Source organism: Methylomonas defluvii (genome assembly GCF_033949435.1).
Classification (GTDB): Bacteria; Pseudomonadota; Gammaproteobacteria; order Methylococcales; family Methylomonadaceae; genus Methylomonas; species Methylomonas defluvii.
On the sequence record NZ_JAXARY010000022.1, the window covers coordinates 84,248 to 98,921 of the forward strand.

10 protein-coding genes and 2 pseudogenes are annotated in these 14,674 nt (G+C 48.6%); 6 read left to right on the forward strand and 6 right to left on the reverse strand.

Annotated elements, in window-relative coordinates:
• The first annotated feature begins 233 nt into the window (after positions 1-233).
• Positions 234-7,094, forward strand: coding sequence for a cadherin-like domain-containing protein (locus QLH52_RS19800; RefSeq protein ID WP_319962694.1), 6,861 nt, complete (start codon positions 234-236; stop codon positions 7,092-7,094).
• Between the two features lie 61 nt (positions 7,095-7,155).
• Positions 7,156-8,775 (forward strand): diguanylate cyclase, encoded by a 1,620-nt coding sequence (locus QLH52_RS19805; protein WP_319962695.1) that lies wholly within the window; start codon positions 7,156-7,158, stop codon positions 8,773-8,775.
• Positions 8,776-9,166: 391 nt separating this feature from the next.
• On the opposite strand, the gene QLH52_RS19810 is transcribed toward QLH52_RS19805, so the two are convergent.
• From QLH52_RS19810 to QLH52_RS19830, 5 genes and pseudogenes are all read right to left on the reverse strand, one after another.
• Positions 9,167-9,430, reverse strand: a complete 264-nt coding sequence (locus tag QLH52_RS19810; protein ID WP_319962696.1) for a Txe/YoeB family addiction module toxin — start codon at positions 9,428-9,430, stop codon at positions 9,167-9,169.
• On the reverse strand, positions 9,427-9,669 hold the full coding sequence (locus tag QLH52_RS19815; protein ID WP_319962697.1) for a type II toxin-antitoxin system Phd/YefM family antitoxin: 243 nt from the start codon (positions 9,667-9,669) through the stop codon (positions 9,427-9,429). Before QLH52_RS19815 ends, QLH52_RS19810 begins: the two co-directional genes overlap by 4 nt.
• A 163-nt stretch (positions 9,670-9,832) precedes the next feature.
• Positions 9,833-10,432: a hypothetical protein gene (locus tag QLH52_RS19820; protein WP_319962702.1), complete on the reverse strand. Its 600-nt coding sequence runs from the start codon at positions 10,430-10,432 to the stop codon at positions 9,833-9,835.
• Positions 10,433-10,468: 36 nt separating this feature from the next.
• Positions 10,469-11,083 (reverse strand): annotated as a pseudogene (locus tag QLH52_RS19825) (PDDEXK-like family protein); the annotation flags it as partial.
• 39 nt (positions 11,084-11,122) lie between these two features.
• Positions 11,123-11,575, reverse strand: coding sequence for a hypothetical protein (locus QLH52_RS19830; protein WP_319962698.1), 453 nt, complete (start codon positions 11,573-11,575; stop codon positions 11,123-11,125).
• A gap of 505 nt (positions 11,576-12,080) precedes the next feature.
• On the opposite strand from QLH52_RS19830, the gene QLH52_RS19835 reads away from it, so the two are divergent.
• From QLH52_RS19835 to QLH52_RS19850, 4 genes and pseudogenes are all read left to right on the forward strand, one after another.
• On the forward strand, positions 12,081-12,905 hold the full coding sequence (locus QLH52_RS19835) for a restriction endonuclease subunit S (protein ID WP_319962699.1): 825 nt from the start codon (positions 12,081-12,083) through the stop codon (positions 12,903-12,905).
• A gap of 12 nt (positions 12,906-12,917) precedes the next feature.
• Positions 12,918-13,115, forward strand: a complete 198-nt coding sequence (locus QLH52_RS19840) for a ribbon-helix-helix domain-containing protein (protein ID WP_054762424.1) — start codon at positions 12,918-12,920, stop codon at positions 13,113-13,115.
• Positions 13,102-13,470: a PIN domain-containing protein gene (locus QLH52_RS19845; RefSeq protein ID WP_319962700.1), complete on the forward strand. Its 369-nt coding sequence runs from the start codon at positions 13,102-13,104 to the stop codon at positions 13,468-13,470. The genes QLH52_RS19840 and QLH52_RS19845 overlap by 14 nt, the downstream gene beginning before the upstream one ends.
• Positions 13,463-13,807 (forward strand): annotated as a pseudogene (locus tag QLH52_RS19850) (DUF2956 domain-containing protein). The gene QLH52_RS19845 and the pseudogene QLH52_RS19850 overlap by 8 nt, the downstream one beginning before the upstream one ends.
• Positions 13,808-14,035: 228 nt before the next feature.
• Here QLH52_RS19850 and QLH52_RS19855 read toward each other — a convergent pair.
• A complete protein-coding gene (locus QLH52_RS19855) occupies positions 14,036-14,527 on the reverse strand; it encodes a hypothetical protein (RefSeq protein ID WP_319962701.1) in 492 nt (163 codons plus the stop codon).
• Positions 14,528-14,674 lie beyond the last annotated feature (147 nt).

The window sequence follows — 14,674 nt, forward strand, 5'->3', positions numbered from 1 at the left end:
GATCGGTATTTAAGAGTGGGGCTAATAAAAGCCACAAGCGCTCCATTTTTTCCATATACCCTCCGACACTTAACCACTGCACATTTTGAGCAGGCTTATCTGTGTTCTATTACGGATTATTTGCTGCAATCACAGAATAATTAAAGCGAAGTCGCTAAACTCTAGCAGCATCTAAGGCATCCGATGCCAACGGCGTTCCATGCTCATCGGTCAAACTGCAACTTTCAACGCCCATGAATTCAAAGTCACATCTCAAGCACTACCACTCCAAACCGATTCTGGAAGAGTTGGAATCTCGACAGCTGTTCTCCGGCGGCATCGAGGGGCTTTTGACCGAACAACTCATGGCCCCCAACGCGACCTACGCCAACGCGACACCGCCCGCCGACACCCAACAGCCCCCCGTGCAAACCAGCGCCAGCGAGACCAGCCGTAATGAAATCGTGTTTGTCGATACCCGCGTCCAGGGCTACGAATCGCTATTAAACGACATCAAAAGCAGCGACGTTTCCAACCGTAATCTGGAAATCATTACGCTGGACAACAGCACCGACGGCATTCAACAAATCACACAGATTCTGGCCGAGCGCGACAATCTGGACGCGGTGCATATCATCTCGCACGGCAGCGACGGCAGCCTGGATTTAGGCAACAGTCAACTCAATTTCGATACCTTGATTCAAAACCAGACCGACATCAGCGCCTGGGGAGATGCCTTCAATATCGACGGCGATATTCTGATTTACGGCTGCAATGTCGCGGAAACCCAGTTCGGGCAGAGCTTTGTCGAGTATCTGTCCGGGATCACCAATATCGACGTCGCGGCGTCGGAAGATACCACCGGCAGTGCGGATTTGGGAGGGGACTGGCTACTTGAATACCAAACCGGCGACGTCGAAACCGAAATTGTAGTCAGCACGGCGGGTCAAAGCGAATGGACTGGCTTGATGGCGGTGACTGCCAATGGCACAGTGACATCCACCAGCAGCACCAGCACCAACCAAATGACGTGGTCGCATACGGTCAGTGCCGGCTTCGACCGGGTACTATTTGTCGAGATTGCCATTGATGACGGCAGCGCTGGGGTCAACAGCGTTAAATACGGTACCGCCGATCTCACCCGCGTAGGGCGCACAGCAGCCAATCACGCCGTCGAAATTTGGGCGTTGGTCAACCCCACAGAGGGAACCGATAACGTCGTTATATCATTTACCGGAAATACAGAAGCTGCTGCGGGTGCATCGACCTTTAACGGTGTTAACCAATCGACGCCCTACGGTACTTACGCTGGCAACACCGGCACCACCGGTTTGTTGGGAGGATCAGGCACGGTGAATGTCGCCAGTGCGACTGGCGATTTGGTTATCGACGTGCAGTATTGGAAAGCTATTTCCGCTGTTACTTCGGGTACCGGGCAAACTTCGCAATGGAGCAGCTCTCCCCTATTGTCTACGGCAAAGGCAGGCTCTTCCGTGGCGGAAGGCGCGAGCTCAGTAACGATGAGCGGTTCAGCGTTACTTGCTGCCGATTGGTCGATAGGTGCGGTATCTATCAAAGCAAGTATAAACACCGCGCCTGTAAATACAGTACCCGTAGCACAAACGACGAATGAGGACACGGCCAAAGTGTTCTCATCGGCCAATGGCAATGCGATTACGATAACCGACGCTGATGCCGGCGGCGCAAACAACGAAATCACTCTGACGGTCACCAACGGCACCCTGACCTTGGGCGGCACCACCGGCTTGACCTTTGTAGCCGGCGACGGCACGGCCGACAACACGATGAGGTTTCGTGGCACGGCCAGCGCCATCAACACGGCGCTGAATGGCTTGAGCTTCACGCCCACTGCCGAATACAGCGGCAGCGCGACGCTGACATTAGCCACCAAAGACTCGGTACTCCTGAGTTTGGATATCGATACCGGCCTCTTGGGCCGTTACGCTTTCGATAACACTAGCGCACTGGAGACCGATAGCAGTCCGGCGGCCGGTTCCACGGTTTCGGTCGTCAATGGCACGTCCGTCAATGACACTACCCGCGGCAATGTGCTGAGCTTGGCTGGCGACGGTTATGTGCAAACTACTGGGGTTTATGGCCAGCCATCCAGTGTCACCCTGGCGGCCTGGGTAAACTTGACATCCGCCGACACGGGGGGTGCAGAAGTCATTTCGCTGGGCGACAACGTGATATTACGCCTGGATGCCGGCGGCAAAATCAAAGGTAGTTATGTCGATAGCGGCACGTTCAGATTTACCGAAACGGCTACGACATTGGCCGGAACCGGCTGGCACCACGTTGCATACACCATCGACAGCGTAGCCCATACCCAAGCGGTTTATATAGACGGCGTTGCCGTGGCCTCTACCGCTTACACCACATCCATCGCTTACAATCAGGGAACCAATAGTTTTATCGGCAAGCACGGAAACGGTGGTACTACCTACGATTTCAATGGCAAGATCGACGAAGCACGGATTTATAACCGCGCTTTAACTGGGGCGGAAATTGCCGCACTCGCCGGAGACCTGACCTTAACAGACACCGATACGGTGGCTATCACAGTAACGGCAGTCAACGATGCGCCGCTCATTTCCGCCATCGAAGCCACGACCCTGGCTTACACCGAGAACGGCGCTGCGACAGCGATTACCTCAGGCCTGGTACTTACTGACGTCGATAACGCTAATCTGAGCGGCGCCACGGTGCAGATCACCGGCAACTACGCCAGCGGGCAGGACGTACTGGCATTCACCAACCAAAACGGTATCACCGGCAGTTGGAATAGTAGCACCGGCACACTGACCTTATCCGGCACGGCCACCGTTTCTCAATACCAAACCGCGCTGCGTTCTGTTACCTATCAAAACACCAGCGATGCACCGTCCACCGCCAGCCGCACCGTGAGCTTCAGCGTGACCGACGGCACCACGGCAAGTAACACCGGAACGCGCAGTATCTCGGTCGCGGCGGTCAATGACGCGCCGGTGTTGAGTTTTGCCACCGGTAGCGTCAGTTATCCGGAAAATGCCGGCGCCGTGATATTGGCACCCACTGCGACCGTGACCGATGCTGACTCGACAGATTTTAACGGCGGCCAGTTGGTAGTTTCGTTTAGCGCCAACGGCCAGGCAGAAGATCGTCTGGCGATCCGTAACCAAGGTACGGCCAGTGGACAAATCGGCGTGTCGGGTAGCAATGTCAGCTACGGTGGGGTCGTAATGGGTACTTTCACCGGCGGTACCGACGGCACGACACCTTTGGTCATCAGCTTTAACAGCAACGCCAGCGTAGCCGCAGCACAGGCCTTGGGGCGTAACATTACTTATCAGAATGTCTCGGACGCCCCGTCAAATTTGGTGCGTACCTTGCAAGGGTATCTGACTGATGGCGATGGCGGCACCAGCAATGTGGTGTCCGGCACACTCAGTATTATTGCCAGCAACGACGCGCCGGTTGTGACCAGTGCCAGTCTGACCTTGAGCGAGGGCCAAACCGTCACCCTTTCGGCGGCGAACGTCGGCGTAACCGATCCGGATAACAACAGTTTCACCTACACGGTCAGCAATGTGTCCGGCGGTATTTTCCAGCTTACGACCAACCCCGGCTTCAACATCAACAGTTTTACCAGCACGCAACTGTCTAACAATCAAGTGCAATTTGTTGACGATGGCAATGAAGTCGCGCCTAGTTTTAGCGTTACCGTAAGTGATGGCTCGGCGAATTCGAATACTCTGGCAGCAACAATCAACTATACCGCCGCCAACGAAGCGCCAACGGACATCGCCGAGACACGCTATCTGTCTGAGCAGAGCTATTTGACAAAATCGATGTATGACTTAACCCTCGATACCGGACATAGTGGCTACGGCATTGTCCTGGACGGGGTCAGCTACGCCCGTGGCTTGGGAACTCATCCCGCCGCTAGCGGCAATGGCTACGGTTATGTCGACTATGCGGTCAATGGCGCCACATCGTTCAAGGCCACAATCGGCATCAACGATTACCAAACCGGCTCGTATGGCAAGGTGCAGTTTTATGTATATGTCGATGGTGTACAGACTTATAGCAGCCCTATTCTAAACTCCACCAGCACACCTATCGACCTGAACATCGACGTGACCGGAGCCAGTACGTTAAGGCTTGCTATCGACAACGCCAATAACGGCAACGCTTTTGATCATGGTGTTTGGGCCAATGCGCGCCTGGAAGGCGGCACTGTTGCCTTGGCAAGTATCGCCGAGAATACCGCCATTGGCACGGTCATAGGCTCGGTTGTGGGGGTTGATAACGATCTGCGGGAAAATTGGAGTTATGCGCTGATCAACGATGCAGGCGGACGTTTTGCGATAAACGCCAACACCGGCCAAATCACCGTCGCTAACGACAGTCTACTTAATTATGAAGCCGCGACCAGCCACGACATCATCATCCGTGCGACCGACACAGGCGGGCTCAGCGTCGATAAAACATTTACCATCTCGCTGGCTGATGTTAACGAGGTGCCGGTCATCAGCAGTGCGTCGCTGACCTTGAATGAAGGCGATACCGTTACTTTGTCATCGGCCAACTTTGGCGTCAGCGATCCCGACAATGCCGGCTTCACCTACACAGTCAGTAGCGTCAGCGGCGGTTACTTCCAATTGAGCAGCGCGGCGGGTAACTCGATCACGCAATTCACCAGTGCCGATTTGAGTGGCGGTCTTGTGCAGTTCGTCGATGATGGCAACGAAGTGGCGCCGAGTTTCAGTATGACTGTCAGTGACGGTGCGTTGAATTCCAACACATTGGCCGCAACGATCCATTATACGGCCGTCAACGACAACGCCCCGGCGATCAGCTCCGGCGGCAGTGCCAGCGTCAATGAGAACAGTCCGATCAACACCGTGGTCTACACCGCCACCGGCAGCGATGCCGACGGCAACCCGCTGACGTGGAGTCTAAGCGGTACTGATGCCGGGTTATTGACCATCGACGCCAATAGCGGCGCAGTCACCCTCAACGCCTTCGCCGATTACGAAAGCAAGTCCAGCTACAGTTTCGATGTCGTCGCCAGCGACGGCACCTTGAGCAGTAGTCTGGCCGTGACCTTGGCGGTCGTCAATCTCAACGACAATCCGGTCTCGGCGATCAGTGACAGCAACGCCACCGCCAACAGTATCGCCGAGAACACCGCCAACGGCACGGTGGTGGGCATCACGGCGTTAGCGAGCGATGCCGACACGGGGGCGACGATCAGCTACAGCCTGACGGACAACGCCGGCGGCCGTTTTGCCATCGACAGCAGCACCGGCGTGGTCACGGTTGCCGATGGCGGTCTGCTCGATTACGAGTCTGCCACCAACCACAGCATCACCCTGCTGGCGACCAGTTCCGACGGTTCGACTGACAGCCAAAGCTTTACAATCAATATAACCAACCTCAACGACAATGCCCCTGTGCTCAGTGCAACCAATTTGACCCTGAGCGAAGGCCAGACGGTGACTCTGAACGCTGCCAATTTTGTGGTGAGTGACGCAGACAGTAGTGATTTCACTTTTACCATCAGCGCGCTGACCGGGGGTTACTTTCAACTAACAACGGCCCCCGGCATTGCTATCACCAGCTTCACCGGCGCGCAACTCGCCGCCAATCAAGTGCAATTTGTCGACGACGCCAACGAGGCTCCGCCAAACTTCAACGCTACAGCCAGCGATGGCACGCTTCATTCCAATACGCTGGCCGCGACCATCAACTACAGCGCGCTCAACGATGTGCCAGTCCTGACCAGTGCCAGCCTAACGTTGAATGAAGGCGAGACTGTCACCCTAGCGGCCGCCAACTTCGGCGTTACGGACCCCGACAACGCCAGCGTCACCTATGCGCTCAGCAGCGTGAGTGGCGGGTACTTCCAACTCACCACCAATCCCGGTGTCAGCGTCACCAGTTTCAACAGCACCCAGCTGGCCGCCGGCCAGGTGCAGTTTGTCGATGACAGCAATGAAGTGGCGCCGCGTTTTGATGTCACGGTCAGCGACGGTAGCCTCAGTTCCAATACCTTATCCGCGACGATCTACTACACCGGTATCAATGATGCACCGATCATCAATAATCTGGGCTTGACGGTAAGCGAGGGGGAAACGGTCACGCTTAGCGCGGCCCATTTTGGGATAACCGATCCGGATAGTGACAGTTTTACTTACACGGTCGGCGATGTAACGGGGGGGTATTTCCAATTGGCATCCCGTGCAGGATTACCGATCACCGGCTTTACCAGCGCCCAGCTGACCGCCAACCAAGTGCAATTCATCGACGACGGCAACAATGAATCGGCACCGAGTTTTAGCCTCTCCGTCAACGACGGATTATCGGGCTCCACTACAGTGGCCGCCACCATTAACTATGTTACATCTACCGATACTACGGATACTTTTAGTGACATCATCACTTATAACCAAAAAAATGGTTTGAATGATAAAAATCAGGGAGACGACGCTCAAACGAATATCTCACCAAGTCAACACGCTCCGGCCCAGCAATTTGCCACTGTTGTCGATTTTAAAGCCTATACAGATCAATCAGTCCAGGAATTAAGCCAAGATAAGCAGGCAACAGGCAATCGATTTATCTTAGAATCCAACGCATGGATTGATAATGGAAATAGCCCACGCTTATCCGGACTGATGGACACTAATAAAAACGAAGAACCACGCAGGAACGAAACTAGCCGAAAATACCACTTTGAATCCAGAATTCCATCGGTCGATGAATACAGAATTGATAGCCAGACGACTTTAAGCGAGCAAGAAGAAGTGGAGTTTTGGAACAGATTGGAAAACATTCACAAGCAAATGAGCGACCCTACGGTCGTAGAGGACGCCAATCCGGTAAACATTAAAATCATCCTGGGGACCAGCGCCGGTCTGACTGCCGGATTTGTCAGCTGGATCTTGCGGGCTGGGTCGTTAATGGCCAGCTTTATGTCCACGGTGCCCTTACTGAAACGCTTTGATCCATTGCCTATAATGAGGTCAGTCAAAAAATCAAGGCTGGCAAAAGACCATGAAGCCAAAGAGCTTGACTCAGTATCCTCCCACTCTGAAGAAACCCCGTGATGATCAGAAACTGTTTGCTTGAGTTTCGGTTTAATATTCCGGCATCGCATCATTTAAAATCATGGACGCCCTAAAAAAAGCGGTCGGAGTTTTATTGCCGGCAATGCGCATCAGCCTGGCTTTAGTAATGCTGAGTATCTGCTTACTGTTTGCAGCGGAAATGTTGGGTTTCATGCCGGATAGATCCAAGTTTATGCTGGAGTCGCGCAAACAAGTCAGCGAAGCACTAGCCATTCAATTTTCCACCATCGCCCCTGATCAAGACCCACACCGCATTGAGCGAATGCTCAATGCTTTGATCAAGAGAAGCCCGGACATTTTATCCGCCGGAATCCGCTTGCAAAACAATCAATTAATTTTTCAAGTCAACGATCACGTTAAAGAATGGGCCGATTACGATAGCCAAAAATCCACGTCCACGCATTTGGTGGTGCCTATTTTTCGCGACTCGGAAAAATGGGGGGATATTGAATTTAAATTCGCGCCAATAGCCGGAGAATCGGCCTCGGATTTTCTTGAACACCCCAGTTTTAAAATGGCGATATTCTTTTTGGTTGTCGGCTTTTTTATTTACTTGGCGTTCATGCTCAGAACCTTGAAAGTACTCGACCCCAGCGCCGTGATTCCCGAACGGGTCAACGCGGCTTTCGATACGCTGGCCGAGGGTGTCATCATCATTGATGAGCATGAGCAAATTGTCTTGGTCAATGATGCCTTTCTGAAAAAAATCGCCAGCCCTACGTCGGCTTTGCTGGGGAAAAAGGCCTCACAATTAGAATGGAAAAGCGCGGAAGATTCGACCACCGACGTCTACCTGCCCTGGCAAACTGTTTTAAAAACCGGCAAAAGTTCGATTGGCGCGCATCTGAAACTGACTAGTCCTGACAATGACACATTTAAATTTGTGATCAACGCATCGCCCATTCTTTCTGGCAACGACGCCCCTCAAGGCGTGTTGATCACGCTGGATGACATCACCGAAATAGAAGAACGCAATACCAAGTTGCAAATCATGGTCAGCAAGTTGGAGGAAAGTCAGGCGCAAGTTAAAGAACAAAACAAGGAATTGCACTTTCTGGCCACCAGGGACTCTCTGACCGGCTGTTTGAATCGGCGAGCATTTAACGAACTGTTTGAAAAAGCGTTTGCCGATGCCCTGCAAAACAATTTGGAGCTGTGCTGCATCATGGTCGACATCGACCATTTCAAACGGGTTAACGATAATTACGGTCATGCCACCGGTGACGTCATCATCAAATTGCTCGCCGAAATCTTAACCAACAACACCCGCAAAATTGATTTGGTTGGCCGCTACGGCGGCGAAGAGTTTTGCGTCGTGTTACCGGGTCTAAGCGTAGACGAAGCCATTACAGTGGCGGAGCGTATTCGGTTGCGCATCAAATCCGAATCGGTCGCCCGTTACGAAACCGGCCCTTGGGTGACCGCGAGTCTGGGTGTCGCCAGCATCCTAGACAAACCGGAAGACCCGAGCGAATTGAACAAATTTGCCGATGAAGCGTTGTATGTTGCCAAGGAATCGGGCCGAAACCGCGTTGTGCGCTGGCAACTGCAAAACGAATTTGCGGAAAAAGTTAAAACCGCTCCGGAGCCCGCCGAAAAAAATCTACCTGCACCGCAACCAGAGGCCGCTAAGGCCGCCGATGATTGTTATCATCAATGACTGAATGTTGGTTTGAATGAAAGCGGCTCTCAAATGATGAATCGATACAGCACAGCAACAAAGTTGGCTTGGAGCCGGTGAAAATCAAGTCACGCAAAAATCACGCAAGCCAAATTTCAGGCACAAAAAAACCAGCTCTGATTTCTCAGCAACTGGTTGATTTGCTTATCGAATTGATGGTGGGTCGTGTGCGATTCTAACGCACGACCATCGCATTAAAAGTGCAATTACTTTTTTGTAAGTTATTGTTTTTATTTAGTTATTAACTTTTTCTGGTCTATCTACGCGACACGACGAATCACAACTGAGCATAACTAAGTCGCGTAAATCTCGCGTAAGATTTTTGCGGTCCTTTGAATCTTCAACACTAGTGAACTGACTTAGGCAAAGGCTACTCGTAATGTGTCCACATCCGTAAAATCTTTACCTGTCGCTCAGATTCAAGCACCTGATAGACAAGGCGATGCTGAATGTTGATTCGCCGTGAATACGCGCCTGATAAATCACCCACTAGCTTTTCATAGGCAGGTGGATTTTGATAGGGATCGTTCTTCAGTATGTCTAGCAGCTGCAAAGCCTTTTCCTTTAAACCCGCTGATGCAAGATTTTTTGCGTCTTTTTGTGCCTGCTTCGTGAAAATTAGCTCCCAACTCACCAATCTAGTTCCTTGCTACATTCGTCAGCAGGTGTAGCCATACCCTCAATAATAGACTCTCGCATACCGGGAACACTTAATAGAAAGAGCGTCTCCTGAATCGCTGACCAATCCTCAGCGGAAAGCAAAACAGCGTTAGAGCGTTTACCAGTAATTGTTATCGGTTCATGCGATTCGTTTGCTTGATCGATGAGTCTATAGAGGTTTGTACGTGCTTCGCTTGCTGTGAGTGTTTGCATGTAAAACTCCTGGAGAAAGAATGCTATCAATCGTACGATATTACGTACTAAAATTCAACCGCACCCATGTTTTGCCACTTGTGACTCAAGAGGTCGTTGGTAAAGAGATTGCTTCAAGGCGCTGAGAAATCAATAGAACATTTGGGGACTAACTTACTTTAATTCATGGTTTTTCAATCTCGCTTTTGATGCAACTAACTATATTCTGAATATCGTTCTTTATTAGCTTATTGAATCTTTCAGTCAGTATTTTTTCAGAATTTTCGTCTGACAAGTAATTTGCAATTTCGTCTTTAGAAAGAATTTCTCTTTGGAAAACCAAGTGCCATTGCGGACTCAGCTCTTTATTGAGCTGTTTTTTTGAAAAAACATCTGGATATTTTTTATAAATATCATATAGTTTTTTACGTGTAGCCTGGTCGCCATCTCCAACTTTACAATCAAAATTAACTTTGTTTTTTCTTATATTAAATTCAAAAAGAAAAACCCAATTGTTTTCTAAGTCGCCATCGGGAGCAACAAGTCCATGAGATTTTAGTATATCTAGGTTGCTAACCAAATAGACAGGCTGGAATCTTCTATAAGTCTTGTTACCATGGAATGGTTTTATATTAGCTTGATTGGCAATCAGTTCGTCTATTTTGTTTGAAATAGAGCTAGTTTCGTCGTTATCAAAACTCATTGCATACTTAAACACCAAGTCAAAAGCTGACTTATAATTTCTATAAAGGTCTTGAGCAACCTGTTCAATTTCTTTATTCATGTTCAACATTGATTTTAGTGTTTGCAAATATTGGTCAAAAACAAACTTTGTCTTTTCAGCAAGATGAACCCCGCTCCCATTTATAACGCGCTCCAGGACTTTAACTATATGACTGTAAGTTACTTGAACATAATTATCTCTTTCATCTTCAGAAATTTCTTGATCATAAAGAGATAGATAAATGTATATCCTGTATTTGAATTCGGCTAATTCTTTTTCTATATGCTCTCTATACTTTTTGAGCTGCCCACCACGTTCTCCAGAATAAATCTTGTTCTCTATAACTAAGCAGAACTTGTTTTTATTTTATAATAATATTAGATCTATGTTTTTGTATTCTCTGCGAATCTCAAGATCACTAAAATCAAGTAAAACAAAGTCAAATACTGACAAACTTGACTCTGACCCTAGGTTTTTGTGCTCGTTTTCCCTGAAATAAATCTTGATGAATTCTTTTAGAAAAAGATCTCCAAGATTATGACTTCCTTTTGGATTAAATATACATGCCAGAAAATTTGAGTGTTGCAATTCCTTATTAGAAACCTTAAGAATTTCCATAAGATTGACTTCTTCATTTACAAGGTTTTGCAAACTAGTAAATTTTTCGTCAAGCATCAACTTTTTTAATTGTGATTCAACACTAGATTCCATTAGAGTTTTTTTAATATTATTTAACGGACTTAATATGCACTAAAAGTAACAAGGAGTAGCAACGCCACTCCAATCAATTGCGCGAATATCATTCAAAACATCGTCGGCTATCGGCAATGCGAAATGATCTTGGAACCAAACTATGTGAATCTGCGAATAGTCACCCCTGTTATTTGCGCCTTTATTTGAGGAGCTAAAGGTTGCGCAGCAAGTAACAAACGGCAATCTTTTATAATGTTGGTTTTCGTTTGAACACAATTTACTATTATGCGAAATATCTATTACGCTTTCTACTGGTGTAATTAAATACGGATTTTCACAACACCATAATTTTTCCTTCGCATAATTAATAGCTTTCTCTACCAATCTCTCATTCTGTGAATGTGTTGGATGGCCGGTCAAAACACTTAGATATGTTTTATATTGATAAAGAACCTCAAGTTGGATTACTGCAGAACTTAGGTTTATAGAGTAATCTGATAATACGTCCATGAAGAATGATTAATGTATTTTTATTTAAACGCTAGAAACTACAACTCTTTGAACATGCTTTTTTACCATTATTGCTGTCTCTCCTACTACCATAGCAAAGGCGAGGCCTTTTATTTCCCTATTTTATAGGCATTTAGTCTTCGGGTTACTCATCTCAAATAAGATGTTTGATAGTACTCGTCAGGGCGAGTGATTGCGATATCTTTGTGATGAACTCATTCACACTACTCGCCAAAGTACTTAATCACAGGCGGATCTGTTATTAATCTCAGTAAGCGCTGAATTACGAGAAATACAGATTGATGCGACTCGTTATAGCTAATCCATTTAGCTCAAAGTAACACAAGTGAATTGAAATGGTCTAATCACCCCGGACACTTCTAAAGGCAGAATTTATACTGCTAGCAGAGGTGACCATGAGTAACGACAAAAAACACAATCGGCCCAAATACAGCCTTGAGTTCAAGCGAGATGCTACGAAGCTGGTTTTGGAAAAAGGCTATGTTTGCCTTCACTTGAAGAACAAAACGCCATAGCCAATTATCTCGACGAAAAAACCGCAAAAATTGACCAACAAATCGACCTGCTTTCCCAAAAAGCCAAGCACTATGGCGAACTGAAACAAGCCCTGATTAACGAAACCGTCACACGCGGGCAGGATAAAACCGTTCCGATGAAAGACAGCGGGATTGAGTGGATTGGGGAGATTCCGGCGCATTGGGATTTGAAGCGTATTAAAGATACAACCTATGTCAAAGGACGCATAGGTTGGCAAGGCTTACGCAACGAAGATTTTCTTGATAGCGGAAGTTATTACTGTGTTACAGGCACAGATCTAAAGCAGGGGGAAATTGATTGGAGTAATTGTTATTATGTCGATCAAGAGAGATATAAACAGGATACAAATATTCAATTAAAAATTGATGACATTTTAATTACTAAAGATGGAACAATTGGTAAGGTGGCCATTGTTAAAGACATTCCTTTGCCAGCAACTTTGAATAGCGGAGTTTTTGTTACAAGGTCACTTAAAAATTCGTATGTAACTAAATTCATGTACTGGGTTTTGCATTCTTTTCAGTTTACCGCTTTTATTGATCTGACAAAAGGCGGTTCAACAATTCAACATCTATACCAAAATGTGTTTAATCGCTTTATTTTTTCATATCCTTCATTGTTAGAACAAAAAGCCATCGCCGACTATCTCGACGAGAAAACCGCGCAAATCGATGCGATTGTCGAAACCATCAACAGCCAAATCGATAACCTGAAAGCATTGCGTAAAACCCTGATTAACGATGTCGTGACCGGTAAAATCTGCATCCTTTAGGAGGACTTGACCATGAGCCAAACCGTACAAGCCGAAATACCCGATCAACTGTTCCAACAGGCGCAAACCCTGGTGCATCAGGGTTGGGCGGGCAGTTTTCAGGAAATCGTCAACGATGCCCTGCGGCGTTATCTGGAATCCCATCAGGAGGCGTTGACCGAAGCCCTCATCCAGGACGATGTGCAATGGGGCTTGCATGGGGATGACTAAAGCCGCGCTGGTCGTCGCCGACGCCGGGCCGTTGATTCATCTGGATGAATTGGGCGCTCTGGATGTAATTGGCGATTTCTCCGCCGTGATCGTCCCCGATGCGGTTTGGCGGGAAGTGCAACAACACCGGCCGCAGGCTTTATCACATCCCGCCGTCAAGCTGCTCAGGCAATCGATGCTGTCGGCCTCTGCACAAGTCAATGCCGTCGCGGCTTTATATACCTTGCATCAAGGTGAACGCGAAGCGCTGGCTTTGTGTTTACAACAGTACATTACGCTGCTGCTACTCGTAGGACTGGTCCCCGACACGGATCGACCGCCATCCATTCAGCAACTCGCTTATATCCATGACTAGAATCAGCTACCAAGAGCCATCCCCACAAACTCAGGAAGAAGCCTTAAAAATCGCCAAGAGCATTCAGCGCCCCGCACAAACTAAAGAGCAAACCAAGCTCATTGCCCAAGGTATTCAGCAAGGCATCGATCTTTACAAATGACAGCAAAAAGAAAAAGCCCGCGAGCTCAGTAAACAGCGTAAGAAATCAGCTAAACAGAAAGCGTCGGAGATCGAGCAGGATAACCGGGAGGTCGTCGAAATCATTGTTTATCACCAACACTGGCTGCCCTGGTCCTTACTGCTGTTGACTTGGCTGGGTATCGCAATCTATTCTTTCAAGTTGTATTCGCTCTAGCCCCAATCCCCAAACATACTGATTGAAAAGGAAGGAATAAAGGCCTTGACCGAACTCCATGCCGACATCGATCAACGTGTAAACGCTATTCGCGAAAGACATTCCGAATGGCTTTGCCGCAGGGGGTGTGAGGGTTGCTGCCACCGCTTGACCGACATCCCGCGTCTAGCGGTCGAATGGGCTCTGCCGTGAGAAGGGCGACGGGCTTTAACCGCTGTTTTGCGTCATTCACGCTAAAGGCTTATGATCGGTGGTCGAGCGCTCGTGTCTCGATCTATAGTAACCGGACTCCACCGACATATCCATAAACACCTGATAATGTTGTTCGGCCAGTACTGCGTATTGCTGCGCTTGATTAACCAATTTCTGGCGCTCACAAACCAAGCTCATTTTTTCATAAATCTGGAAATAATTGAGGTGCGCAAACTTCTGCCTGATAGCGGGTCTCTGGCGGGGAGCCTCATGCTTGACGCGCTCTTCAACCTCATCCAACAACCGGTGAAATTCCGCGATAGCTGCGTCAAATAGCCCTGCTTTTTGAAGAACCACCGGTAAGCGAAGCCACCGGTCCAATGGATAATTACTGGGATGTTGCCGCATCAACTCAACAGCCTCTTGTAAGCATGTAACGGCAGCTGGCAAACTGGCGCCTTTGTATTTGCTCGCCTCACGCTGGAGTGTCGCAACTCGCTCACCAATTGGTCCGCTTGTGGTTTCCACCGAATATTTAGACCCTGGCTGGCTATCGCTAAGGATTCCGCCAAAAATAACTTCCTGAAATTAGTTGGTTTGAGGAATAGCCCGATAGTTCCAGCGCGGTAGATGTTCGTCGAAAACGATCCGCATGTTTTCAATGAAATCTGCAGC